This window comes from Empedobacter falsenii, assembly GCF_013488205.1.
In the GTDB taxonomy this organism is placed as follows: Bacteria; Bacteroidota; Bacteroidia; order Flavobacteriales; family Weeksellaceae; genus Empedobacter; species Empedobacter falsenii_C.
The window spans coordinates 2,655,427-2,680,650 of sequence record NZ_CP040908.1; the positions used below are offsets into that span (position 1 = coordinate 2,655,427).

General features: G+C 29.9%; 28 protein-coding genes. 11 read left to right on the forward strand and 17 right to left on the reverse strand.

Annotation, left to right across the window (positions count from 1 at the left end; translation table 11 throughout):
- Nucleotides 1-4: 4 nt before the first annotated feature.
- From FH779_RS12370 to FH779_RS12380, 3 genes are all read right to left on the reverse strand, one after another.
- Nucleotides 5-1,864, reverse strand: coding sequence for a DUF3857 domain-containing protein (locus tag FH779_RS12370; protein WP_180904930.1), 1,860 nt, complete (start codon nt 1,862-1,864; stop codon nt 5-7).
- A gap of 67 nt (nt 1,865-1,931) precedes the next feature.
- Nucleotides 1,932-3,800, reverse strand: a complete 1,869-nt coding sequence (locus FH779_RS12375; protein ID WP_180904931.1) for a DUF3857 domain-containing protein — start codon at nt 3,798-3,800, stop codon at nt 1,932-1,934.
- 70 nt (nt 3,801-3,870) lie between these two features.
- Nucleotides 3,871-4,761 carry a TIGR01777 family oxidoreductase gene (locus FH779_RS12380; protein WP_180904932.1) on the reverse strand — a complete coding sequence of 297 codons (891 nt, stop codon included), beginning with the start codon at nt 4,759-4,761 and terminating at the stop codon, nt 3,871-3,873.
- Between the two features lie 45 nt (nt 4,762-4,806).
- Here FH779_RS12380 and FH779_RS12385 point away from each other — a divergent pair, with 45 nt between their 5' ends.
- Entirely contained in the window at nt 4,807-5,682 is an 876-nt protein-coding gene (locus tag FH779_RS12385) for an ion transporter (RefSeq protein WP_180904933.1), read from the forward strand.
- Here FH779_RS12385 and FH779_RS12390 read toward each other — a convergent pair.
- Nucleotides 5,679-6,650, reverse strand: a complete 972-nt coding sequence (locus FH779_RS12390; RefSeq protein ID WP_180904934.1) for a YihY/virulence factor BrkB family protein — start codon at nt 6,648-6,650, stop codon at nt 5,679-5,681. The genes FH779_RS12385 and FH779_RS12390 overlap by 4 nt on opposite strands.
- A gap of 26 nt (nt 6,651-6,676) precedes the next feature.
- Between FH779_RS12390 and rlmH the strand changes: the two genes are divergently transcribed.
- From rlmH to FH779_RS12410, 4 genes are read left to right on the forward strand one after another with little or no spacing between them, the layout of a single operon-like run.
- The gene (rlmH, locus tag FH779_RS12395) at nt 6,677-7,150 is read left to right on the forward strand and encodes a 23S rRNA (pseudouridine(1915)-N(3))-methyltransferase RlmH (RefSeq protein ID WP_038334530.1); all 474 of its coding nucleotides are present in this window, start codon (nt 6,677-6,679) and stop codon (nt 7,148-7,150) included.
- Nucleotides 7,143-7,976, forward strand: a complete 834-nt coding sequence (locus FH779_RS12400) for a CPBP family intramembrane glutamic endopeptidase (protein WP_180904935.1) — start codon at nt 7,143-7,145, stop codon at nt 7,974-7,976. Before rlmH ends, FH779_RS12400 begins: the two co-directional genes overlap by 8 nt.
- Complete coding sequence (rdgB, locus tag FH779_RS12405) at nt 7,977-8,558, forward strand: RdgB/HAM1 family non-canonical purine NTP pyrophosphatase (protein WP_125348823.1); 582 nt, start codon at nt 7,977-7,979, stop codon at nt 8,556-8,558.
- Nucleotides 8,555-9,478, forward strand: a complete 924-nt coding sequence (locus FH779_RS12410; protein ID WP_180904936.1) for a ribonuclease Z — start codon at nt 8,555-8,557, stop codon at nt 9,476-9,478. Before rdgB ends, FH779_RS12410 begins: the two co-directional genes overlap by 4 nt.
- Nucleotides 9,479-9,525: 47 nt before the next feature.
- Here FH779_RS12410 and FH779_RS12415 read toward each other — a convergent pair whose 3' ends face one another.
- Genes FH779_RS12415 through FH779_RS12425 form a run of 3 tightly spaced genes read right to left on the reverse strand, consistent with a single transcriptional unit; the run spans nt 9,526 to nt 13,930 of the window.
- Nucleotides 9,526-12,567: an SbcC/MukB-like Walker B domain-containing protein gene (locus tag FH779_RS12415; protein WP_180904938.1), complete on the reverse strand. Its 3,042-nt coding sequence runs from the start codon at nt 12,565-12,567 to the stop codon at nt 9,526-9,528.
- Nucleotides 12,567-13,772 carry a metallophosphoesterase family protein gene (locus tag FH779_RS12420; RefSeq protein WP_180906854.1) on the reverse strand — a complete coding sequence of 402 codons (1,206 nt, stop codon included), beginning with the start codon at nt 13,770-13,772 and terminating at the stop codon, nt 12,567-12,569. The genes FH779_RS12415 and FH779_RS12420 overlap by 1 nt, the downstream gene beginning before the upstream one ends.
- A 2-nt stretch (nt 13,773-13,774) precedes the next feature.
- Nucleotides 13,775-13,930: a hypothetical protein gene (locus tag FH779_RS12425; RefSeq protein WP_180904939.1), complete on the reverse strand. Its 156-nt coding sequence runs from the start codon at nt 13,928-13,930 to the stop codon at nt 13,775-13,777.
- 153 nt (nt 13,931-14,083) lie between these two features.
- On the opposite strand from FH779_RS12425, the gene FH779_RS12430 reads away from it, so the two are divergent.
- Nucleotides 14,084-14,218, forward strand: a complete 135-nt coding sequence (locus FH779_RS12430; RefSeq protein WP_180904940.1) for a 30S ribosomal protein THX — start codon at nt 14,084-14,086, stop codon at nt 14,216-14,218.
- 46 nt (nt 14,219-14,264) lie between these two features.
- On the opposite strand, the gene FH779_RS12435 is transcribed toward FH779_RS12430, so the two are convergent.
- Nucleotides 14,265-14,858 (reverse strand): hypothetical protein, encoded by a 594-nt coding sequence (locus FH779_RS12435; RefSeq protein ID WP_180904941.1) that lies wholly within the window; start codon nt 14,856-14,858, stop codon nt 14,265-14,267.
- A gap of 148 nt (nt 14,859-15,006) precedes the next feature.
- On the opposite strand from FH779_RS12435, the gene FH779_RS12440 reads away from it, so the two are divergent.
- A complete protein-coding gene (locus tag FH779_RS12440) occupies nt 15,007-15,525 on the forward strand; it encodes a nucleoside 2-deoxyribosyltransferase domain-containing protein (protein ID WP_180904942.1) in 519 nt (172 codons plus the stop codon).
- A 127-nt stretch (nt 15,526-15,652) separates the two neighbouring features.
- On the forward strand, nt 15,653-15,892 hold the full coding sequence (locus tag FH779_RS12445; RefSeq protein WP_038334521.1) for a hypothetical protein: 240 nt from the start codon (nt 15,653-15,655) through the stop codon (nt 15,890-15,892).
- Nucleotides 15,893-15,923: 31 nt separating this feature from the next.
- Here the strand turns inward: FH779_RS12445 and FH779_RS12450 are convergent, their stop codons facing one another.
- The 4 genes from FH779_RS12450 to FH779_RS12465 form a co-directional block, all read right to left on the reverse strand.
- Nucleotides 15,924-16,589 carry a polysaccharide deacetylase family protein gene (locus FH779_RS12450; protein WP_180904943.1) on the reverse strand — a complete coding sequence of 222 codons (666 nt, stop codon included), beginning with the start codon at nt 16,587-16,589 and terminating at the stop codon, nt 15,924-15,926.
- Nucleotides 16,590-16,859: 270 nt separating this feature from the next.
- Nucleotides 16,860-17,588 carry an LPS export ABC transporter ATP-binding protein gene (gene lptB, locus FH779_RS12455; RefSeq protein WP_125348857.1) on the reverse strand — a complete coding sequence of 243 codons (729 nt, stop codon included), beginning with the start codon at nt 17,586-17,588 and terminating at the stop codon, nt 16,860-16,862.
- A 30-nt stretch (nt 17,589-17,618) separates the two neighbouring features.
- A complete protein-coding gene (locus FH779_RS12460; protein WP_115001359.1) occupies nt 17,619-18,980 on the reverse strand; it encodes a pyridoxal-phosphate dependent enzyme in 1,362 nt (453 codons plus the stop codon).
- A gap of 33 nt (nt 18,981-19,013) precedes the next feature.
- Nucleotides 19,014-20,243, reverse strand: a complete 1,230-nt coding sequence (locus FH779_RS12465) for an ABC transporter permease (RefSeq protein ID WP_180904944.1) — start codon at nt 20,241-20,243, stop codon at nt 19,014-19,016.
- Between the two features lie 74 nt (nt 20,244-20,317).
- Here FH779_RS12465 and FH779_RS12470 point away from each other — a divergent pair, with 74 nt between their 5' ends.
- Together FH779_RS12470 and FH779_RS12475 are read left to right on the forward strand one after the other, a co-directional pair.
- Nucleotides 20,318-21,544, forward strand: a complete 1,227-nt coding sequence (locus FH779_RS12470) for an exo-beta-N-acetylmuramidase NamZ family protein (protein ID WP_244957957.1) — start codon at nt 20,318-20,320, stop codon at nt 21,542-21,544.
- 4 nt (nt 21,545-21,548) lie between these two features.
- A complete protein-coding gene (locus FH779_RS12475) occupies nt 21,549-22,151 on the forward strand; it encodes a hypothetical protein (protein WP_180904946.1) in 603 nt (200 codons plus the stop codon).
- A 49-nt stretch (nt 22,152-22,200) separates the two neighbouring features.
- Here the strand turns inward: FH779_RS12475 and FH779_RS12480 are convergent, their stop codons facing one another.
- The 5 genes from FH779_RS12480 to FH779_RS12500 form a co-directional block, all read right to left on the reverse strand.
- Nucleotides 22,201-22,584 (reverse strand): hypothetical protein, encoded by a 384-nt coding sequence (locus tag FH779_RS12480; protein WP_115001364.1) that lies wholly within the window; start codon nt 22,582-22,584, stop codon nt 22,201-22,203.
- A gap of 107 nt (nt 22,585-22,691) precedes the next feature.
- Nucleotides 22,692-23,033, reverse strand: coding sequence for a hypothetical protein (locus FH779_RS12485; protein WP_115001366.1), 342 nt, complete (start codon nt 23,031-23,033; stop codon nt 22,692-22,694).
- Between the two features lie 53 nt (nt 23,034-23,086).
- Nucleotides 23,087-23,515 (reverse strand): chalcone isomerase family protein, encoded by a 429-nt coding sequence (locus FH779_RS12490; RefSeq protein WP_038334512.1) that lies wholly within the window; start codon nt 23,513-23,515, stop codon nt 23,087-23,089.
- A 75-nt stretch (nt 23,516-23,590) separates the two neighbouring features.
- Nucleotides 23,591-24,157 carry a DUF4920 domain-containing protein gene (locus tag FH779_RS12495; RefSeq protein WP_115001368.1) on the reverse strand — a complete coding sequence of 189 codons (567 nt, stop codon included), beginning with the start codon at nt 24,155-24,157 and terminating at the stop codon, nt 23,591-23,593.
- A gap of 11 nt (nt 24,158-24,168) precedes the next feature.
- Nucleotides 24,169-24,765 carry an NUDIX hydrolase gene (locus tag FH779_RS12500; RefSeq protein WP_115001370.1) on the reverse strand — a complete coding sequence of 199 codons (597 nt, stop codon included), beginning with the start codon at nt 24,763-24,765 and terminating at the stop codon, nt 24,169-24,171.
- 41 nt (nt 24,766-24,806) lie between these two features.
- On the opposite strand from FH779_RS12500, the gene FH779_RS12505 reads away from it, so the two are divergent.
- Nucleotides 24,807-25,205: a hypothetical protein gene (locus tag FH779_RS12505; RefSeq protein WP_038334509.1), complete on the forward strand. Its 399-nt coding sequence runs from the start codon at nt 24,807-24,809 to the stop codon at nt 25,203-25,205.
- Nucleotides 25,206-25,224 lie beyond the last annotated feature (19 nt).

Below are 25,224 nucleotides of genomic sequence, written 5' to 3' on the forward strand. Positions count from 1 at the left end.
TTGTTTATTTCTTTTTCATTAAAATGACTGTATCCTTATTTCTTTCTGCTATTTTGTTTAAAAATTCTGAATATTCTTTGAGTTCTTTATTGGTTATAATTGCTTGATTAATCAATAAAATATAGGAAATAACAAATTCGTTATTTTTAATTTCGAGATGTTGTTTATATTGTAATTTATTTCCTAAAGCATTAATTTCTTTATCAAAACTATCATGTTTTAATGTAAAATCATTTGGAATTTTAGATTTAAATTGAATCACTTTTTGAAATGGAAAATCTAATTCAACTTGATATTTTCTATCCTTATCAATGGCTAAAAAATTTAAATCTTCATTAAACGGAAATTCAAATCCAAAATAATCTATTTTTTTCTCTTTTACAGCAAATATCTTATTAATAGAAGAATATTCTCCTTGATTATTTATATCATCTGACGAATACATTAATTCATTAAACATTGGAAAATCATATTTCTTTTGATTGTCTTTGTTAAAATAACCTTTGAATTTATTTAAAGACTTCATTCTAATATCATCTTGTTTAAACTCTATTTCATTAATTAAATAACTCTCCGATAAGGGAGGATTAATATTAAAGAACTCATCTTGTTTAGATTCAAGTTTTAAAACCAATTGATTATAGTAATCTAAATAAGGAAAAACAATTTTCTCCTTATAACTATCATCAACTATTTTTAAAATATTTTCATCAAAAAGATAAATCTGATTATCTAAAACTGACATATTTTGAATATTCGAAATTCTTGATACAATAGGAAAATTCATAATTAATCTTCCTCTACCTCTATAACTATTTATGACTAAATGAGATTCTATTCCTTTTGATTTGAGTAGTTTATTAACTAAAATAACTAGCTCTAAATTAGAACCTATTTTGGTTCTTAAAATTCCAGAATTAAAATTTGAGATTTTATCAATAGTATTAGAATTGTCTGTCTTGTAATTTTTTTTCACATATTCTATCACATTTTTATATGTTTCTAATTGAGAAGATCCATTCTGAATTTTTAAAGCAATCTCATTAAAATTAACTCCTCTTAAATTAGTTTCTATTTTCTTTGTAAAAACAGATCGAAATGAAGTCCATGTTGGAGAAGAAAAAATAGTACCATGCCAATCTTGCTCCGCTGTATATTGAAATCCTATTGACTCTTTAAAATCTCTAATATTATATACTTTATTGAATTTCTTTACACTTGGAACATTTTCAATTTCCCAAGATCTGTTTGCCTTTCTGTTTCCATATTTCTCATTCAGCTTTTGACCAATCAAGTAAATTCGATAATCAAAATCTGTATGCATTCTAATATCTAGTTTTGATGTTAAAGTTGGATAATCATTCTGAAAATTCCACGGTGTCGCATATAAATCTGCTGTACGTACATCTTCCGTTTCATATTCTATTATAGAGCCTACCTTAATATTTGGAATAGCATAAACTATTCTCCTAGTGTTTTCATCTACTGTTTCCTCTACAATATCAGCCTTATTAAGTTTAGAAATAATTATTTCATTATTAATCTTATTATAAACCTGAACTTTATTAATCTTTGGACGATTATATTTATTATTAGGATTATAAGTAAATTCTAGAATATTTCCTTCAATTGCATCTTGTTTTAAAATCTTTTTGCGAATATATTGTTTTATAACATATCCATAATTTTTCATTTGCAATTCTCCGTATTCTGAAAGAATAACAGCTGAAGCATCTAGCTCAAATGGAACATTTGTGTAGTTATATTCTTCTTCGGATATATTTCCGAATTCAAATTTAGTTGATTGGGCTAAACTTAATTGAACCAATAAAAAACTAAAAACAAAATAAATATTAAATTTCATACATAGTGTTATTGTATAAATATAAAAAACAAATCCCGCACTGAGAAATTCAGTGCGGGATTTTGGTTTATTTCTTTTTCATTAAAACTTCTTTCAGAGATTCTGTTTTTATTTTCTCAAAAAACTGTTTCAATTCATTGTATTTATCCGCTTCATAAACACCTTCTGGCAATAAAAATTGAATTGCTAACGTGAATTGTCCATCTTTTACTTTAGCTTCTTCATAATATTCTAAACCAAGCTCAGTTTTGTGATGCGCTTTGTATTTTTCATCAATTATCATTTCGTAACCATCTGGAATTTTAGATTTTACCTGAATATTAAATAAATAAGGATAATTAAATTCTATTTTGCGTTGACGATTGGTATCGTCAAAAGTATATTGTTTTAGAAATTCGCGCAAAGGATTAATAAATGTATAAAATGGAGCATTCGGAATTACAGTTTTTGCTTTATAGTTTTTAACGTAAGAATCGGTTTCGAAAATCGTTTTATCATTAATCTCTTCGTCCAAACGTACATCTAAAGATTCAGTCAAATATCTATTCAAAACTTTTTTTTCTTCTACATCATTATCATAAAAATAACCATTGAATTTGTCTTTACGATAGAGAACTAAATTTCCATTATTCATAAAATCATACTTTAATGATGATTCATAATAAGACAATTTTTGATTCAACTTTACAAAAGAAGCTTCACCTTTTTTGATGACAATTCCGTGATAATTAAACACGTCTAAAGGTCCAAATTCGATTTGCTCTTTATTTAATTTCGAAGCATCTAAAATAATATTTGAAGCGCCATTATTCAATTTCACAACTGTTAAAACAGAATTGAATTGATTGACAATTGGATAAGAAAACAAAATTTGTCCGTGATGACGACTACTAAACATAACCATCGAAGTTTCGAAACCTTTGGCTGTTAAAATTTCATTCAATAAAAGATTCATATCTGCCGTAGAACCAGACTTTTCTTTCAATAAAGTTTTATTTGAACGCGTTGGAATAATTCCATAAAATCTGTTCCATTTTACATTTGAATCAATATATTCAATCACATTTTTCAAAGTTTCTACCTCATCTTTTCCATTCGGAATATTTTGCGCTAAATCTCTGATTGCAGAAGGATTTCGATACAAATCATATTGTGCATTTATATCTTGAATCAAATCTCTCCACGCGTTCATCGTAGTTTTTTTTGCACCATCTGTATGATAAGTAGCAGCCTGTATTTTGATACGTTCACTTTGATCTTCAGGATTATAAACGTATTTTAATTGATTATAACTTTGGATATTATGTAATAACCACTCCGTTGAACTTGATTTACCTTTATACTTTGTATTCAAACCATCACCAATTGTAATAATCGAATAGGTACCATAAGCTTGATTATTTAATCGAAACTTGCTCGAAAGCGTTGGTATATCGTGTTGAAAATTCCACGCATCAATAGAAAAATTATGTTCGCTACTTTTGATATAAGTATACTCGATAATAGAACCAACTTTTACGTTTGGAAAAGTGAAACGTTTTGCAGCATACAATTCATTTAGAGAAACATCAAAAATCTCTTTCTCATCAATCGGAGTCATTTGCTCTACTCCATTTACAATATTAATTGTACCTCCCTTAATTCCGCTTATAGATTCATTTCTATTCTTGCTGTAATAATTCAGTTGTATATTTGCTTCATCAAGTCCTTTATCAGTCAGAATTTTGATTCTTCGTTTTACAGTCAAATAATAATTAGACGAAGTTAAATCCATTTTTCCTTCTTCTGAAAGAATAACAGCATCTGCATTTTTCTCGAAAGGAACTTGAGTTAAATTAATTTCTTGCTCCGAAATTTTTCCGAATTTTAAATCTTTCGATTGCGCATTTGTATATAATGCAATAAATAAAAAGAGTAAAGTAATTTTTAATTTCATTTCAATTTGTAATTCCTGCAAAAGTACGATACGCAACAAGATATAAAGAATAATCTAAATAAAATTTTGGTTACTTTTCTATCAATTCCTCCAACGCTTTTTCTAAGGTAGGATATTGAAATTCGAAACCTGTTTCTTGAATTTTAGTTGCATCAATTCGAGTACCTTTCAAAACTAAATCACTCATTTGTCCTAATACTAATTTCATTACAAAAGCAGGAATATTTGGCATAAAAAACGGTTTATTCATTTTTGTCGCTAACATATGATTGAATTCTGAATGATTAATATTTTCTGGTGATGAAGCATTATAATTTCCATTCATTTTTTCATCTTCAACAGCTTGCGCATAAATCTGTAACAAATCCGTAATATGTATCCAAGGCATCCATTGTTTTCCGTCACCAAGATTTGCTCCTACGCCAAGTTGAATAGGTTTTTTCAATAATTTGAAACCTTCGCCATTCTTTGCCAAAACCAACGAAGTTCTAAGACAAACCACTCTCGCTCCTATTTTTTCGAACTGATAAGCAGCATTTTCCCATGCGACACAAACTTTACCTAAAAAATCAATATTCGGTTCATCAGACTCTTTGAAAATCTTGTTCGAAGTAATTTGTCCATAATAAGCTGTTCCAGACGCGGAGATAAAAAATTTCAAATCAATATTCAATTTTTTGACATACTCAAAAAGTAAATTCGCTGTATCAACTCTACTCGAAAAAATTTCTTTTTTGTAAGAATTTGTCCATCTTTTCGCAATTAAGCTTCCAGCCAAATGAATAATTCCATCCAAATTTTCAAAAACTTTTTCATCAATTGTATCTTTATCCCAATGATAAAAAGGATGTTCAATCTGTTTTTCTCTTGTCAAAATGCGAACTTGATGTCCATTTTCAATTAAAATCTTCGTTAATTCTGAACCAATTAATCCACTTCCACCAGTCAATAGAATATTCATACTAAAATTTTTTCCTAATTTAGCTCATTCCAAAAATATAAACCAATGTTTAAAGGTAGATTTCCTTATCTAAAAAGAATGGGGGCTGATGAAGAAAAGAAGCTAAAACAAAAAATATTCGATATAGTTTTTGAAGCTGATACACCTTATGGAAAACTTTTTGATATCTCGTTATTACTTTTAATTTTATTAAGTGTAGGTTTGGTTATGTTGGAGTCTATTCCAGCAATTAATGCGAGACACCATACAGTTTTAGTATCTTTAGAATGGATTTTAACGTTTTTGTTCACTATAGAATATTTATTAAGAATCTACTGTGTTAAAAATCGTTGGCGATATATTTTTAGTTTTTATGGAGTTATTGATTTATTGTCTATTTTACCATTTTATCTTGGTTTAGTTTTACCTACAAGTAAGTACCTAGCAAGTATTCGTATTTTAAGATTGCTACGTATTTTCAGAATTTTTAACCTTACACGATTTACACGTGGGAAAAATGTGTTGGTGTTAGGGCTGAAAGAAAGTAAAGATAAAATCATCGTTTTCTTATCATTTGTAGTATTAATTGTTGTTGTAATTGGCTCGATCATGTATATGGTGGAACATGATCATCCCGAATCTGGTTTTACAAGTATACCTATTAGTATTTATTGGGCAATTGTCACTTTAACAACAGTAGGTTATGGTGATATTTCTCCTGTCACTGGTTTGGGACAATTTTTAGCATCTGTTGTTATGATTATAGGTTATGGTGTAATTGCTGTTCCCACAAGTATTGTAACAATGGAAATGAATAAAGCGGCTAGACACAAAGAAGACATTCCTACAAACACACAAAGATGCCGCAATTGTGGCGATGACTATCACCTAGATGGTGCTATTTATTGCAAAACCTGCGGTCATCTTTTAAATGAGCCTTAAAATTTATCCAAATTAATAAATCGATTATTGTCGATATGATTAACGTATTCGTAATTTTTGGTGTAATTAATTGACATGTTCAATTCATAGCCAACTAACATCAAAATCACATTGATGTATACAAAAATCATCATAATCATCACTAATCCAAGCGATCCATACAACAAATCAATGTTTGTAAAATAACTTAAATACGAATTAAAACCAATCACAGTTAACAAGAACAAAACTGAAGTCAAAATAGCACCAGGTAAAACTGTACTACGCGATTTTTTGTGATTTGGTCCGAAATAATACAACATACACATCGAAACAAAGTAGAAAAGAAATACCGAAAAATAGTTGATTAAATACGAAAACTGTCCAAGTTTACTTAGGAATGAAACGTTGGTTAAGTATTTCCAAATAATTGATGTCGAATACGATAAAAACACTTGCAATACAATAAATGCGGTGAAAAATAATGTCAAAATTATCGAAATCATTCTCGATTTTGAGTTTTTGCGTTTCACATAAACATCTTGATACGAGACATTAAATCCATTAATAATCCCCTGTATTCCATTTGATGACATAAAAATTGTAATCAAAATCAAGAAATAATTCACTTTACGTTTTCCTTGTACAGCCGTCGTTTTATCAATATACGAAATCACTTCGTTACTCACATGTTTAGGTAAAAGTTGAGGAAGAAGTTGTGTAAATAATAGATTTTTTATTTCTTGATAATAAACCAAATGTGGCAAAATACTAAACAAAAAAAGCAAAAATGGAAACATACTAAAAAATAAAATCCAAGAAACTGCTGCCGAACGCAACGGAAAATTACCTTTCATAACGCGAATCCAAAAAACTTTCAAGAAATCATATACCGTGATGCCCGTATTTTTGTTCATCAATTTTGTTTTCGACCAATCTCGAAAATAATTTATTCCTGTATATGTTTTAAAATCTTGTAGAATGCGCATATTTTTGTCTCAATAAATAATTTTGAATGAATATTACGACCATTTGTATCGGTAAAACAGACGAAAAAGCCATCGAAATGCTATTACAAAAGTATGAAAATCGATTGCCTTCGCACATTAATTATCAAAGAATTGAAATTCCTGACATCAAAAATCGTAAAAATTTGTCCGAAATTCAACAAAAACAAAAAGAAGCTGAGCAAATTTTGAGTAAAATCGTCAATACAGATTTTGTGATCATTTTGGATGAAAAAGGGAAACAGCCTACTTCGAAGCAATTTGCAGATGATATTCAGAATTACATGAATCAATCTGTCAAAAATCTTGTCTTTGTGATTGGTGGCCCTTATGGTTTTGACGAATCTGTTTATAATCGTGGAAATAAAAAAATGTCTTTATCCAATATGACGTTTACGCATCAAATGGTTCGCTTATTTTTGACAGAGCAAATTTACCGAGGATTTAGTATATTGCAGGGTAAACCTTATCATCATGAATAACACCTCTCCGTTTGAAGAATTTGTTCCAAAGCAAGAAAATAAACTAAGTTTTGGCATTGGAAAAGCACTTTTATATAGCGCGATTGCAGTGATTATGATGCAATTTGCTGGCGGAATTGTGTCTGCTCCAGCACTTTTTTACAAACCGCTTAATCACTTACTTTTACCGTTAGGATTTTTAACAGGAACGGTTTGCGCAATTGTTATTTTATTGATGTTGACACAAACTAAATTTGCATCAATTTTAAAAGATATCAAACATTCTTTTACACCAATTCAGCTCATATTATCAGTAGCTTGTTGGTTATTTCTTTTGCCTTTAGCCGAAGTTGCAACAAGTTTAATTCCGACAACTGGACCTTTAGAAGAAATCTATAAAATTTTTCAAGCTTCTTTTGAAATGATGTTAGATTACAAAATCGCTGGGTTTGTTATGATTTGTATTTTGGCTCCAATTTTCGAAGAAATTATTTTTAGAGGAATAATCTTGAAAGGAATGCTAAACTTCAATGTAAATCCTACTACTGCAATATTAATCAATGGATTTATTTTTGGATGTGCACACATGAATCCTTGGCAATTTATAGGCGCTGGACTTTTAGGAATCATTTTTGGAATAGTTTATTATCGTACAAAATCGTTGTTTTTGCCCATGTTATTACATTTCTTAAACAACACTCTTTCTTACTCTTTAATGCTAATGCAGGGCGATATGGAAGGCGAAGTTTTTGCGCAAAGAGATTATTTATTAATTGGAGGAATGACACTTATCGGAATTTTATCTGTCTATTTATTAATCAAAAAAACAGAACAAAAAACAATATAAATGGAATTAATTTTTGCCACACATAACAACAATAAAGTAAAAGAAGTTACAAAAATGTTGCCTTCTTACCTATCGATGAAATCGTTGACTGATATTAATTTCTTTGATGAAATTGAAGAAACTGGAACAACTTTCGAAGAAAATGCACAACTGAAAGCGAAAACTATTTTCGATAAAACTGGAAAAAATATCTTTGCAGATGATTCTGGATTAGTGATAGAAGCGTTAGATGGCGCACCTGGTGTATATTCTGCTCGATATGCTGGTACAGGAAAAGACGAAGATAATATTGCAAAAGCGTTGAAAGAATTGGAAGGAAAAACGAATCGGAAAGCGTATTTTATTTCTATTTTCTGTTTAATTTTGGATGGAAAGGAATATTTTTTCGAAGGTCGAGTAAACGGAACTATTGCAACTGAAATTATGGGTGACAATGGTTTTGGCTACGATCCAATTTTTATTCCTGATGGTTTTTCAAAATCTTTTGCGCAAATGTCTCCAGAAGAAAAAAATGCAATTAGCCACCGAGGAAAAGCTGTCGAAAAATTAAACGATTTTTTAACTAATCTAAACGTAAATTGAGTTTACAACTAACAATATTAGGATTTAATTCGGCATTACCAACGGCTTTCACGCATCCAACCGCTCAATTATTAAACATCGCAGAACGCTATTTTTTGATTGATTGCGGAGAAGGAACACAAGTACAATTGCGAAAAGCGAAGGCAAAATTCAACCGAATAAATCACATTTTTATATCGCATTTGCACGGCGATCATGTTTTTGGATTGATTGGATTAATTTCTACACTTCAATTACTTGGTCGCGATATGCCTTTGTACATCCATGGTCCGAAAGGAATTGAGGAATTTATTACGACACAATTACGTTTAACAGAATCTAATAATTCATTCGAGATTATTTTCAATGAATTACATACAAAAGAATCTGTTTTAGTTTTTGAAGATGATAAAGTTGAAGTGTATTCTATTCCGCTAAATCACCGAGTTTATACAAATGGTTATCTTTTTCGAGAAAAACCAAAACCTCGAAAATTGAACATGGATACAATTGAAGAATTTCCTGAAATTGAAATCTGCGATTATCAAAATTTGAAAAATGGAAAAGATTTTATGTTAGAATCTGGAGAAATAATTCCGAATGATTATTTAACGTTTGATGCTCAAAAATCTTTGAGTTACGCATTTTGTTCAGACACAAAATATAAACCAGATATTGTTCCAATTATAAAAGGTGTCGATTTGTTGTATCACGAATCAACATTTTTACACGAATTGAAAGATTTAGCGGTTTACACAGGGCATACAACTGCAAAAGAAGCTGGAATGATTGCGAAACAAGCCAATGTAAAAAAATTAATTTTAGGTCATTTCTCTAATCGTTATCACGATTATAAACCTTTGTTAATAGAAGCGCAAGAAGAATTTACGAATACCGCTTTACCAGAATTGTTAAAAACTATAAAAATTGAAAGTCTCTAATCAAAATATAAAAAAATCCGTTCGATAGTCGAACGGATTTTTTTTGTTTACGAAACAACTTCTATCAAACTGCCTTTTTCTTCATCTTTTGTAATTTGAAGCGCAACTGGAATTCGATCTTTTAACTCATCAACATGAGAAATAATACCGACAATTCGGTTCTCTTTTTGCAAACTCATCAGCGTTTCAAACACAATATTTACCGCATCTGCATCTTGCGTTCCAAAACCTTCATCAATAAAAAAGAAGTTTTTTTCTGACTTCGCATTCGTTTGCACACTTTCTGCCAAAGCCAAAGCCAAACTCAAAGAAACTTGGAAAGATTGCCCTCCAGAAAGTGTTTTCACACTACGTGAACGACCTTCATTCAAATAATCTATAATCTCAAAATCATTATTGTCATTCATTTGTAAACTCAATTGATTTCTTGTCATTCGATGAAATCTCACATTTGCGTTATCACATAATTGTTTCAAATAAATTGACGAAACATATTGCACAAATCCTGCTGAATTAAACAAATTTCGCATCGTTTGTAAATTCGTCGCTCGTTTTTGCAATTTTTCCAATTCAATTAACAAATCTTTCTTTTCAGCAAAAGATTTATTCAATCGTTCAATTTCAGTTTTTGTTTTTGTTACAATTTCGGTCGCTTCTTTTAATTGATTTGTTACAAAAATTAATTTTTCTTCTTGTGTTTTATAAATCATTTCATCAAAAGAAACATCCGCTAATTTCTGCTCTAATTCATGAATTGAACTTTTCAAAGTTTCGAACAAAATTCTAAAATCTTCTAATTCTTTTCTTATTTGAAAAACATTAAATTGCTGATTTAAAATCAATTGAACTTCTTCAATATTTTGTATTTGATATTTTTCTAAAGCTTTTTCTATTTGATTTTGATTAATAGCCAATTCTTCTTTCAAATCAATGATTTGTTTTTCAACTAATTCGATTGAAGTCTTCTGAGAAGCCAATTTCGGATTTAATTGATTTAAATTTTCTGTAAATTGAATATAATTTTGTTCAATTTTCGCATTACTAAGTTTTAAATCATTCAAATTCTGTAGCACATTTTCTGTTGTTTGATTTTTAAAATCTTCAAAATTCAATACTTTTAAATTTGCTTGATTTTGCTTGATTTGCGAAGCTTTTTCAGTTTCTTCTAATCTAAATTTTTCTAAAGCATTTTTATATTTTTCAACAGATTGACGTTCTTTTTCTAAAGTTTCGCGAAAAGTTTCAATCTCTTTATTTTTATCCGAAATTGTTTTATCCAAAGCAATAGCTGCTTTCTTTTTTTCTTCAAACAATTCAACATTTTTCGAATCAAAATCTTTCCAAACAAACAAATTCAAATGATTTTCTTGTTCAATTTTTAACGCATTCAAAGCTTGATTTTCTTGTTCAATTTGTTTTTCAACAAACTGTTTTTGATCAATAATTTTCTGAATTTCATTTTGCTTTTTCTGGAGTAATTTCAGCTTTTCTTCAATTTGATTTAATTCATTATCTACAACTTCAAATTTCGTTGAAACATCATCAATCTCAACAATATTCGGATGTTCTAATGCACCACAAAGCGGACAAGATTCGCCTTCATGTAAATTATGTGCAAAATGCGCCAACTTTTGCTGAACTTCTAATTCATTTTTCTGTTTTTCAATTGATTTTTTAGTTGATTCAAGTTTTTGAAATTCAGAATTAAACCAATTTTCAAAACTTGAAATCTCAATATTTTCAGTTTTTAATTGAGTTTCAAAAACATTAATTTGATGCTTTTGTTCTTCTATTTTAGATTGTTGTTTCTGAATAGATTGTTGCAAATTTTGATTCTGAACAAACCAATTTCCAACTTCAATCAAAGTCTGAGAATCTATTTTTGACTTAGCTAAAGTTTTGACTTCTTTTTCAGATGATTTGATTGAAGCTTCAATTTTTTGTTCATTCTTCTGAACCTCTTCAACTTCTCTCAAACCTTTTGCTGTTCTTGCTTTTAACTTTTCTATCTCCTCTGAAAAAGTTAAAATTTGAACTATTAATTCTAAATCTGTTTCTTCTTTTCGTTTTATTGGTAAAGTTTCATAATCAGTTTTTATCGCTTCAATTTGGTTAGAAATTTCTTTGATTTGATTTTCGATTAAAGTCAATTGTTTTTGCTGATTCTCAACTGAAATTGACTTTTCTTCAATCTGATTTGAAACTTTTTTATGATTTTCTAAAAGTTGAGCAAACGCATTAAAAATCAATTCATAGCGCTCAATTTCAACTTTTCGTTGATCCATTTGATCTTTCTGAACTGAAACTTTTTCAAAATCATTTTTTTTTTGTTTTAACGTCTCAAAATCTGATTTCAACGCTTTTAAACGTTGAAATGATTCATTCATTTGATTATATTCTTCTTGAACTTGATTGGTAACTTTTGTTTGTTCAATCAAATTTTCTTCAAGCTCTTTTATTCTTTCTTCCGAAACTTCTTCAAAACCAGATAATTTTCCTTCAAGCTGATTCAAATTCGTTAAATTTTGAGAATTTAAAGCCGCAACTTTATCTTGTAAATCATAACGATGAAGTCCAAAAATCTCCTTCATCATTTGTGTTCGATCTTTTGCGCCCAACTCAATAAATTCCTTGAATTGTCCTTGCGGAATAATAATTGTTCGTTTGAAATTTTCGTAACTCAAACCGATTATTTCCTCTGCTTTTGAATGATTAAGCGGAATCCATTCATTGTCTTTTTGTTCATAAAAAACAACTATTGGCGATTTTACATCTTCAAAACGTTTCGAATTTCGTTTAAATTCGCGCGTCGCTCTGAATAATTTTTGTTCAAAATTGTAGAAATCAAACTCTATATATGACAAATTCGATTTCAAATTCATCATATTATAGGCGCGTTTATCTTTAGAATTTAGACGTTCGGTTTCACCATATAAAACGTACATAATCGCTTCCAAAATTGACGATTTCCCTGAACCTACATTCCCGAAAATTCCGAATAATCCTGCTTCAGTTAATTCAGAAAAGTCAATTGTTTGGCGCTCTTGGTATGAATAAAGTCCTTCTATGGTTAATTTTACTGGAATCATTATGAATTCAAAATTTCGTTAAACAAATCCTTTATTTCGTCGTTTGGTTCTTGATTTCCGTTCTTCGATTTGAAATAATCTGTAAACAATTCCTTCATATCTTTTGTTTGATCTGCAAACTTATATTCAACCGTTTCAACTTCTTGATTTTTAACTTTCGGAATCAAATGAATAATTCCATCATGTGATTGATAAATCAATTTTCGTTCATCAGCTTTCAAAAAAGAATCACTTTCTAAAGTCAATTCAACCAACGCATTTTGATTTTCATTCAACCATTCTACAGCTACATTTATATCATCAAAAGTTTTACGAATAAGTGGTTTTCCGTTCTTTAATTCTATTTTATGATAAGAAATAGCTTGATTTAGTTCTGCTTCTATTATCGAAACATATTTCGTTTGACCAGCTTCGGAAAAACTATAACACAAAGGCGAAGAGCTGTACACAACAGGCTTTTCTTCCGTCCCTATGTTCTTAAAACCATGCAAATGCCCAAGCGCTGTATATTGAATTTGAGGCGGAATAGCTTCTGAAAAAATCATATCTGCATTTCCAATTTTAATTGGTTTTTCTCCTTCTGGTTCTTCTAAAATTTCAGCACCTTTTTGGTTCATATACAAATGCGCCATCAACAAATTAACTCCATTTTCGTCACAATATTCATTCGCAATATTTTTCCAATTTGTCGCTAAAACTTCATTCAAAGCTTCTTCTTTATTCTCTCCAAAATATTGTTTCAAACGGATTTCGTTTGCATAAGGTGTATGAATAATTCGAATCGGAAAATCGAAAGAATTTAATTTCAATTCAATCATTCCTTCCACAGATTTCGAAATTTTGAAATCATTTAATTCAAATTCCTGAATTTTTGCATTTGGATAACCAATCAAAATAATTCCACATTCGCGCGCCAAAGGATCTGGAGCATCAATCAAACTTGGAGAATCGTGATTCCCAGAAATCGCTACAACAGGACGTTTTCCATTATTCGAAAGTCTTTTTAATGTTTTATAAAATAATTCTACAGCTTCTACACTTGGATTAAAATTATCAAATAAATCGCCCGCAATAAGTACCAAATCGACTTGTTCTTGATCTGCAATTTCGACAATTTCATTCATCACTAAAATTTGCTCTTCTAATCTCGAAAAACTATCTAATTTTTTGCCCAAATGCCAATCGGCTGTATGTAGAATTTTTATCATTATTCTTCCGTTTCTGGTTTATTTTTATCGTTAAATTGCTGATTAATTACTTTCAATCGAGCTTTACGTTCAGCTTCAGCTTCTTGCGCTTTACGCTTCTTTTGATCTAACTTTTTCTTGTGCGCTTTTTTATTTGCGTCTGTATTTCTACTCATTTCTATTTGGTTTAAAATTAATTTTTCTCCACGCCAAATGATGTCGCAAAGTTAGATTAAATGATAAAGAATTGTAAAACTTTTGTCCAACTAAATTGAAATTATTAACTTGGGTAGAAAGTAATCGAATTTATTAATTTTAAAACATTTATAATGGGAAAAGGCGATAAAAAATCGAGAAGAGGAAAAATTGTGAATGGCTCTTATGGAGTAAAACGTCCGAGACATAAGTATTATTATGAAGAAGATGTGGTTGAAGAAAAACCAGCCAAAAAAGCTAAAAAGTAATTTTTTGAAGCTGAAAATCACGATTGATTTTCAGCTTTTTTATTGATTATTTGATGAATTTATATTCAACATTATTCCAAAAAACATAAGCTCCTTCTTGTTTTAAACTTTCAGGCTTATCTATAATTCTTGGAAAAATATTGTCTTTTGTAATTTTTCCAAAAGAAGAACTTTTACCAGAAGCAGCACCTCCATTTTCAGTATCTACAACAGCATAAGACTCAAAATGTTTGAACAAATAAAATGAATTTGTTGTTTTATCAATTCGACCTAACAATACTTTTCTTGTACCATCTGCAACATACAGATTATTTTCCTCTACAGTTGATTTATATTTAGACGTTTTCAATTCTTCATTGATTATAATCGAATCTTTTTTCAATTCAATAGATTTGACAGAAGGATCTTCGTACAGCGTCCACGTTTTCTTAAAGAAAGTTTCAGATTCAGCTGGATAATCTTTTCCGTCTGGTCCTTTGTAATAATGTTTATCTAAAATTGAAACATTTTTATCGAATTTGAAAATTTCAGTTTCCGTTGGTTGAGGATTCGTAGGCTGTTCTTTGACTGGAGTTGTCACTTCGTCTTCTTGACAAGAAAAGATTACAAAAGCAGCAAAAAAAGGTAATAACTTTTTCATGTATGATTATTATTTATACTAAACAACCTCAAATCTATTCAAAAAGTATAAAATCTATGTTAAATATTCTTTGTTTCAAGCCAATTCTAACAAAAGTCATTAAATACAAAATCAACAACCTCATTATATTTACAGAAACAAAAACAACATGAAAGCAATTTTATTTGCCTTATTTCTATTATTGAATACTACAATTTTTGCTCAATCTCTTGAAATAAAATCGCCGAATAAACTTCCTAAAAATGATCAACGTACAAAGATATTTTTGGGCGGAACAATTGATATGAGAAATTCTGAAGATTGGCAAGCGAAGGTTTCAAAAGAATTGAAAAATGAAAAAGTCATCTTGCTAAATCCTCGTCGTGATGATTGGAATACCGCTTGGAAGCCTGTGAAAGAAGAGCCCGAATTTCGCAAACAAGTGGAATGGGAGTTGAATGCATTAGAAAATGCAGACTATATTATTATGTTTTTTGGAAAAGATTCTAAAAGTCCGATTAGTTTGTTAGAAATGGGATTGTATGCAAAAAGTGGAAAACTTTTGGTGATTTGTCCAGATGGTTTTTGGCGAAAAGGAAATGTTGATATTACGGCAGAAAAATATGGTGTAAAACAATTTGATTCGATAGAAAATGTGTTAGATTATTTAAAAAATATTCTAAAATAATTAATTATAAGAGAGAGAATTAAGTTTTGAATCGAAAGGTTTAACATATAATTTTATTTCTCAAAATCTTATTTTAAAAATTTATGTTTTAGCTTTGAAACCGCTTTAATAGTAAGTTTTACAGATTATGAAACATAATGATTTGGAAATTAATCGGTTGATTGAACGATTAGAATCTTTAGGAATTTTGGTCGAAAAAATCGAGAGTTCTGGTTTTGGTAGCATGTTAAATTTTGAAATGATTTATCAACTTCCTGAACAAAATATTTCTAACGCTATCAATTTTAGACGTTTTGATATACAAGATGTTTATCTTTATTTCAAAGAGGCTGTTAATCAAAAAGGAGATTTACTTTTTATAGAATAAACGAAAAATGCTCAAGAATTTGAGCATTTTTTTATTTCAATTTTTGTAAGTCATTAACTGTATAAAACTTCATATCATTATTCTTCACAAACTTGCAAATCTCTTCTAAGGTTTTAAATTCAGTTTCATAATTATTAATTGCTTTTGCAACTGTTTTATGCGCGTAAAAAATGACTATCTTATTGTTATCCTTTGCATATTGCAACAACGAAATATAATAAGGCACATTAAAATGCTCGTAACTATTATCGATTCCTAAACCAAAAAATAACGGTTTATTTTGATAATAACAGTTCTGAAAATTAGGCGCTTCGTTTCCATAAGTTGTTCCTCTTAAGGTTTTAAAATGATTGAAAAGTAATTGACCCGATTCTACACTTCGATCGCCATAAGGATAAGAAAAATCGGTTACATCAAAACCTTTGTTTTTCATCAAACTTAGCATTGGAGCGATTTCTTTTTCAATAAATTCTTTTCCTCCAAATTCTTTTATATACTTTGTTGTATATACATGAATTAAACCATCCGCAGCAATCTCATTTCCGTTTTGTTGCAGATAAGTTAACTCACGAATTTGACTCTCCGAAAGCTTATCAAAATGCGTTACATAAAACGTTCCTTTCCAATTGTATTGTTTCAATTTTAAATTCGCATTGAACCATTCGTCCACATAATCATCATCAAATGTAAGCACCACTCCTCCTCTATTTGTAGATTTTTTTGTTTCTTTTATCGCATCTTATTCGTGTGTACAGCTATTCAACACAAAAATTGAAATCAGACAAACAAAATAATAGTTGAGTTTTAGCATTCTTTATCAGTAAGTTTTAGTAGTTAAATATATCGAAAAAGCAACTATTAAAATCAGAAATTTTTAAAATTAAGCAAATTTTAATTTTAGATGATTTTGAAGTTTTAAAAAAAAACCACTCAAAATTGAGTGGTTTAGAAAATACTATATTGTAATTTATATCTGCTGATACATAAAGTTTTCACCTAGATAAACGCGACGAACATCTTCATCATTTGCTAATTCTTCTGGCGAACCTTCTTTCAAGATTTTACCTTCGAACATAATATATGTTTTATCGGTAATTGCAAGCGTTTGCGATACATTATGATCGGTAATTAAGATTCCGATATTTTTATCTTTTAACGAACGTACAATTTTCTGAATATCCTCAACCGCAATAGGGTCAACTCCAGCAAAAGGCTCATCTAATAAAATAAAATTAGGTTCTGTTGCCAAACAACGTGCTATTTCGCAACGACGACGCTCACCTCCAGAAAGTAAATCACCACGATTTTTACGAACATGCTCTAACGAGAACTCTTCAATCAAAGCATCTGTGCGCATTTGTTGCTCTTTTTTGGAATGTTTCGTGAATTGTAAAACTGATTTGATATTATCTTCTACAGAAAGTTTACGAAAAACAGAGGCTTCTTGCGCCAAATATCCAATACCTTTTTGCGCGCGTTTGTACATCGCATCGTTTGTGATATCTTGTTTATCCAAAAAAACTTTTCCTTGCGTAGCCTTTACCAAACCAACAATCATGTAGAAAGAAGTCGTTTTACCAGCACCATTTGGTCCTAATAATCCAATAATTTCTCCTTGTTCTACTTGAAAAGACACATTTTTTACGACATGTTTTTTACCGTAATCTTTTACTAAATTCTGACCTTTTAATACAATTCCCATATCGCTTCAAAGATAGGATTTTTGTTATTTAATCGAGTTAATAATATCATATTTTGTGATGATATGATATTTTCCGTTTTCTAATTCTATTAAAACAGCTTGATTATCCTTTGTAATTAACTTCGAAACTTCTTCGATAGATGTTCCTGCTTTTACGACTGGATATGGTTTTCCCATTATTTCGTGAACAGGTTTTTCAGCAACATTTCTATCTTCTAAAAATGCTTGAAACAAATCTGATTCATCCAAAGAACCAACAATTCCATTCACGTCCATTACTGGAATTTGAGAAATTTTGAAACGACGCATACGATCAATTGCATGAGAAGCCAATTCCTCTGTACGAACCGTAACCAAAGGTTTATCAACATGTTCTTTGATTAAATCGACAGCTGTTTTGATTTCTTCGTCCAAATATCCTCTGTCACGCATCCAATCATCGTTAAAGATTTTTCCTACATAACGAGAACCTGAATCGTGGAATAAAACTACTACAACATCATCTGGTCCGAATTCGTCCTTCATTTGCAACAATCCTTTGATCGCTGATCCCGAAGACATTCCAACAAACAAACCTTCTTCTAAAGCTAAACGACGCGTATAAACCGCTGCATCTTTATCAGTCACTTTTGTAAATCCATCAATAATATCAAAATCTACGTTTTCTGGTAAAATATCTTCACCAATTCCTTCTGTTACATAAGAATACACTTCATTTTCGTCGAAGATTCCTGTTTCTTTATATTTTTTGAAAACTGATCCATACGTATCAACTCCCCAAATTTTAATATTAGGATTTTTTTCTTTCAAGTATTTCCCAACTCCTGAAATTGTTCCTCCAGTTCCAACACCAACAATAAAATGCGTTACTTTTCCTTCTGTTTGTTCCCAAATTTCTGGTCCAGTTTGCTCATAATTCGCAATTGCATTTGATGGATTATCATACTGATTGACATACCAACCATTCGGTGTTTCTTGAGCCAAACGTTTAGAAACTGAATAATAAGAACGTGGATCATCTGGCTCAACATCCGTAGGACAAACCACAACTTTTGCACCAACAGCGCGCAAAATATCCATTTTCTCTTTCGATTGTTTGTCTGTAATCACACAAATTAATTTGTAACCTTTGATCACAGCAGCCAAAGCCAATCCCATTCCTGTGTTACCAGAAGTACCTTCGATAATTGTACCTCCTGGAACTAAACGACCATCTTTTTCGGCATCTTCAACCATTTTTAACGCCATACGATCTTTACAAGAATGACCAGGGTTAAAATATTCAACTTTTGCTAAAACTGTACATGGTAAATCCTTTGTAATCTTATTAATTTTAACCAAAGGTGTATTCCCAATCGTTTCTAATATATTGTTTGCGAATTTCATTTTTTTCTAACTTTTAAATTAAAACATTAAATTTTATCTAAAATTAATAGCTTTTGCAGGTGTAATTTTAGATATCATATACGAAGGCAAAAGTAATACAATTGCACAAACTAATAACGCTCCTGCATTTAATAAAACAATTGTGCCAAAGTCTAAATAGACTGGAGCTGTTGATAAATAATAGTTTTCTGCTGGAAGTTTTATAATTCCGAAATATTTCTGAATGAATAATAATCCAAGTCCAATTACATTTCCAGCAATTAATCCTGGTAACATGATAAATAATGCGTAATTGATGAATAATTTTCGGATTCGCCAATTTGTCGCACCAAATGCTTTTAAAATTCCGATTGAATGTGTTCGTTCTAAAATTAATATCAATAAAACCATCACCATATTAATCACCACCACAAAAAGCATGATAAAAAGAATAATGACAATATTTTTGTCGAAAATCGAAATCCAATCATTAATCTGAGCAAAAGATGCTGTTGCTGATTCTGCATACAAATTATATGGAATATTTTCTTGCACACGCTTTGCAACTGGATCAATATTTTCGACATCATTTACAAATAGTTCGAAACCACCAACAGTTGTCGAATCCCAACGATTAAGGCGTTGCACATGCTTGATATCACCAAACATAATTTGATCGTCAAAGTTTTTGATATCTGTTTTGAATAATCCAGAAATGGTAAATCGACGATAAATAGGCTTTGTATCTTCTTGAATAAAATACATCACAAACGAACTGTCAACATCCAATTTCATTTCATCCGCAATCTTTTTCGATAATAAAACCTCATCCATTATCGAATCTTTATTGATTCGCGGAAAATGTCCTTTTACCAAAAATTTATCGAAACGAACCGAATCATAATCTGTTCCAACTCCTTTGAACACAACCCCACTAAAGTTTTCATCCGTTCGGATAACACCACTTTTATTGGCAATTGCTTGTACATGTTCTATTTCTGGAATCGATTTAAACTTTGGATAAAAAGCTTGATGAAGTGATAATGAATCAGAATTTAATGACGTATTACTATTGTAGTTTCTAATCGTAATATGACCATTAAAATCGGCCAACTTTTCTTTGATTGCCTTTCTTGCACCAACACCAGTCGAAATCGTTACCAAAGAAACAATCAACCCTAATGCTACCGCAATTTGACCTACTCGAATAATAATACTCGATAAGTTATTTTTAGTATTTTTACCAAGCGCAATTTTTTTTGAAAACCACCAAGAAAAACTCAAATTATATATTTTTTATAAGATTAAAACTAACTTTAGGCTTTAAATTCGCCTAAATTCAAATGATTCAAAACGAAATGAAAAACTTTGTCAAATATACATCAATTGGTTTACTTAGTTCAGTTATTTTTTTCGGCTTTTCTACTCCAATTTTAGCTCAAAATAATACATCAAAAACAATAGATAATCATTCAACTATTCTTGTTGGAGCAGAAAATACAGCTAACTATCTTTCGAAATTAAAAGGTAAAAAAGTTGGATTAATCTCGAATCAAACAGGAATTGCAACCATTAATGGAACAACGATGCATACAGTTGATTTGTTACTAAAACATAAAATCAATGTGGTTAAACTTTATTCGCCAGAACACGGTTTTCGAGGAGATGCTGATGCTGGTACAAAAGTAAAATCTGGTGTTGATACAAAAACTAACTTACCAATTATTTCGCTTTATGGTGATAATAAAAAACCAAAAGCAAATCAGATTTCTGATGTAGATGTTTTGATTTTTGATATGCAAGATGTTGGCGCACGTTTTTACACATACATTTCTACTTTGCATTATGTTTTGGAAGCTGCGGCTGAAAATGGCAAGAAAGTAATTGTGTTGGACAGACCAAATCCTAACGGACATTATGTGGACGGACCTGTGATGAAAAACGAGTATAAATCATTTGTTGGAATGCACAATGTTCCGATTGTTTATGGAATGACGATTGGCGAATATGCGCAAATGATCAACGGTGAAGGTTGGTTAGCAAATAGTATAAAAGCAGACTTGGAAATTATTCCGCTTATCAATTATACCCATCAGTCCAAGTACAATTTACCTGTGAAACCATCGCCTAATTTACCAAATGCTCACGCGATTAATTTATATCCAAGTACATGTTTGTTTGAAGGGACAAACGTTAACGAAGGTCGTGGAACAGATATTCAGTTTCAGGTTTATGGTTCACCATTCCTAAAAAATATGTCTTTTCAATATACGCCAACTTCAAAACCTGGTGCAACAAGTCCAAAATTCAAAGATGAAGTTTGTTACGGAGAGGATTTATCGGATGTTCCGTATCAATCTGCCATCAATTTGAAATGGTTAATCAATGCATATAAAAATAATACGAAGCAACCTTTTTGGGCGATGAATGGTAAAAAATTGTGGATTGATCAACTTTCTGGAACTGATGAATTGCGCAAACAAATAGAAGCTGGTTTATCAGAAGCAGAAATAAAAGCAACTTGGCAAAAAGATTTGGAAGCTTTCAAGAAAATAAGAACAAAATATTTGATTTATAAGGATTAAATTAATGCAAGTTAAAAGAAGCGTTCTTCAGAAGCTGTCTACAAATGAATTAAATTCTTATATCAAAGATGATTCTAGATTTGTTCCTGAAGCAATAAAAATAGCTTTCGAAATTTTAAAAAATGAACGAAATGTTCAGTTTTCTGAAATTGAAACAACTCGAATTAAAAATTTAATTTCATCTAAAATTATTTATCATGAAAAAGAAAAAAAGAAAAATTCTTTCGAACCAAATTTAGTTGAAGACATTGAGGAGAATAATGAAGTTCCAAAACTTCATACTAAAACTGAAATTGTTTTTCATTCAAGCGTATTTTTTTCTTTTATTGGAGCTGTATTATTCTATAAAAATCTAAAAAAAATTAAAGACATTATGCTCTTTCATTATGTCATTTTAGTTCTTTTTAGCCTTTTAATGTTAGTTTTTGATTATTATTTGTACGAATATATAGTTAATCATCAAGAAGAATTATCACATATTAAATACAAACGTTTTGGTAATTTCGGGATATTTATAACAATTCGTGGAATAGCAAATTTCATTCTTATTAGTTTAATATGGAATTACTTTTTTGGAAAAGATTTTAAGTATAGGGAATTAAAATAATTAAAAACGGAAGCCAAATTTGACTTCCGTTTTATATGTTTTAGAATGATTATTTTTCTCCTACAACAGCAGAAATAGATTCGCCTAATTCTTTTACTTTTTCATATAATTTTGTTGAACCTTTTTCAAATTCAATTGTAATTTTTCCTTCTCTTGCTTTTATTTCTAAGGAATCTCCTTCTCTCCAAACGTAATTTTTTCCTTCAGTCACTGGTTTTCCAAATACTTTTCCGATTTCTTTGATTGCATTTGCCGACTTTGGTTTATCAAAAATTGCTGAGTATGAATATACTTCGTTGCTATCACTCACACTAACTGAAACATTAGAATGAGTTGTTGAACTTGAATTTTTGCTAACTGATTGTGATTTAGCTGTTTGTCCGTTACAAGCAAAAGCTATTAAAGTTATTGCGATAAATAATGTCTTTTTCATATTTTTATTTTTTTATAAAATTCTGAAAAAGATTAATTTGCATTGGTTAATGAACGGTTAACGAAGCGTTAACACAAAACGAGCTACAAAATAATTGTAGCTCGTTTTTAAGTATTAAATTTATTTATATTTTTTGTCGCAAGAATTTTATCTCCAAGATTTTTAATTTTATCTACAATTTCTTGATTATCTGTACTTTTTTGAATCTCCATTTTAAGTGAATTATCATTCAAAATAATTTCAAAACTTCCTCGTCCAGTCCAGATATAACCAGATTCTTCCAAAATTCCTTCACCAAATTCTTTCTCGATTGTTTTCTTTATAATCTCTTTTTTATCCGAATTAAAAGTTCCTTTCATCGAGTAATAAGACTCCGTATTATTCGCTCTCAATTGTGCAAAAACTGCAAACGTTAATAACATTAAGAACAAGCTTAAATATTTTTTCATTTAAGGTCTATTATTTAAGATAAATATATGAAATTTTTCAGCAGAAAAACATCTTATAATTTGTTTAATATTTCAATCGTTAAGAATTCTCCTGTCATCGAATCAAAAGAGAATAAACAATTTAAACGACTATAATCATTTGCTAAACGATTTGGATCATTATTAATAATTCTTTGATAATCATTACTTTTACGAACTTGAGTTTCATCAATATTTCGATTCAAATCAAAAATATTTTGACCTTCATAAACCTTACAAATTGGATTTGGAGAAAGATAAAACTTAATCGAAACAATCATTTCATCAACAATTTTCACCGAAATACCTTTTTCTTTGTACAATACAATTTTTCCTTGAGGAATATTTTGCTCTGAAATATCAGATTCAAATTCAGTTTGAAATGATTGAAATAATTCGTCATTCACCGATTTTCCTATCAAAGAAAAATACTGATTTGGATTGGCTTGAAATAAGTTTGTCATATTTTATAGAATTGATTTCATAAAAAAACCTTTCCAAAAATAGAAAGGTTTTGATTAATTATTGAGTTAAAAATCTTAGTTTTCTTTTAAATAAACTCCATCAGCCTCAAAATTATATTGCAACTGAGGTTTTGTAATTTTCGCAATTTCTTCTTTCGATTGTCCTGCATCTTCTGCATAATGGCGCAATTTCTCAACAGAAATTTCACTAACAAAAGCTTTTCCGTGCACGACAACATTCGCTTTTTCACCATCTAAAGGCATAAAAAAACCATAATCTTTGAAACGCACAAACGACTGTTCTTCGCCTTTTCCAAGATCAACTTTTATCCAACAACCTTTCTTTTTGCAAACAGATTCTATCGTCGAAACAAACTGAACATTTTCCAAAGAATCACCACTTTTCATGTTATCGTATAACTTTCCAAGTTCGTTTTTTGTTAATGTATTTTTGATATCAAACGATTCTCCATACACTTGATACGCATATAAATCGTCTATTTTTGCCGTTCCGTTATCTAAAATTTTTGATTGAGATTTAGAAGCTTTTTCAGTTTTAACCTTGGTATCTTTTTTCGTTTGAGCATTAGTTGTCAAAGCAAAAGATGTTAAGGCACAAAAAGTTAATATATATTTTTTCATATTAATTTTATTTAGTTCAAATTTAAATAATTATCCATCAATAATTTAATATTTGGATAAGAATTTTCTAATAACTCAGGAATTTCATTCTCTTTTTTCCATTCAACCGATTCAATTCCTTCCTCAGTTTGTGGCAAAGGCAATTCAACACCGTCATAAAAAACTTCGAACCAAAATGTTTCTTTGATAATATATTCTCTCAAAAAATAAATGTGAAAAGTAGGCATCAAAAATCGTTTCAACTCTAAATTTGTCAAACTACATTCTTCTTCAATTTCGCGAATTGCAGATTCTTCTCTCGATTCCCCTTTCTCCATTTTACCTTTTGGCAAATCCCATTTCCCAAGTCTGAAAATGAACAAATAATCGTCTTGCGGATTACGAACAATTCCACCCGCTGCTTGTATATGCTTGTAATATTTTAAGAATTTCGTCCAAACATCATCAATATCTTCACTAAAAATATTGACTAAAGTTGCCGTTTTTGATGATAATAAATGAAAAGATTCATCAAATTGAGCTTCATTTTGAAACAAAATATTTTTTGCTTCTGGATTAGGTTGGTTGCTGAAAGTTAACAAACTTTCATTAAAAAAAACTTTGTACATTTGAACGATTTGTTACAAATTTATAAAAAACTCACAAGGATATGAAGGTAAATACAAATAAAGTCCGTTTTGCAAAAAATCAACAAGAAGCATACACTTTTTTGTTGGATATGAAGAATTATGAGCAATTGATGCCAGAGGACACAAAATCGTTTGAAATTCACGAATCTGGAAAAGGTTTTACAGTTGGTGTTGGCGCTTTACCAAAGGTTGGAATGCGTTTGAAAGAGACAGTTGAGCCATCGAAAATTGTTTTCGAATCTCCTGCACCTGCTTTTGAATATACTTTGACAATTTCTATTGATGCAGTTGATGAAAATTCGTCTGATGTTACATTAGATTTTGATGGAAATTTCAATATGATGATCGAAATGATGGCAAAAAAACCATTGACATCTTTCATTGAAACTATTGCAGAAAATTTAGGAAAAATAGGCTAAGACTATTTTTCGATAAATA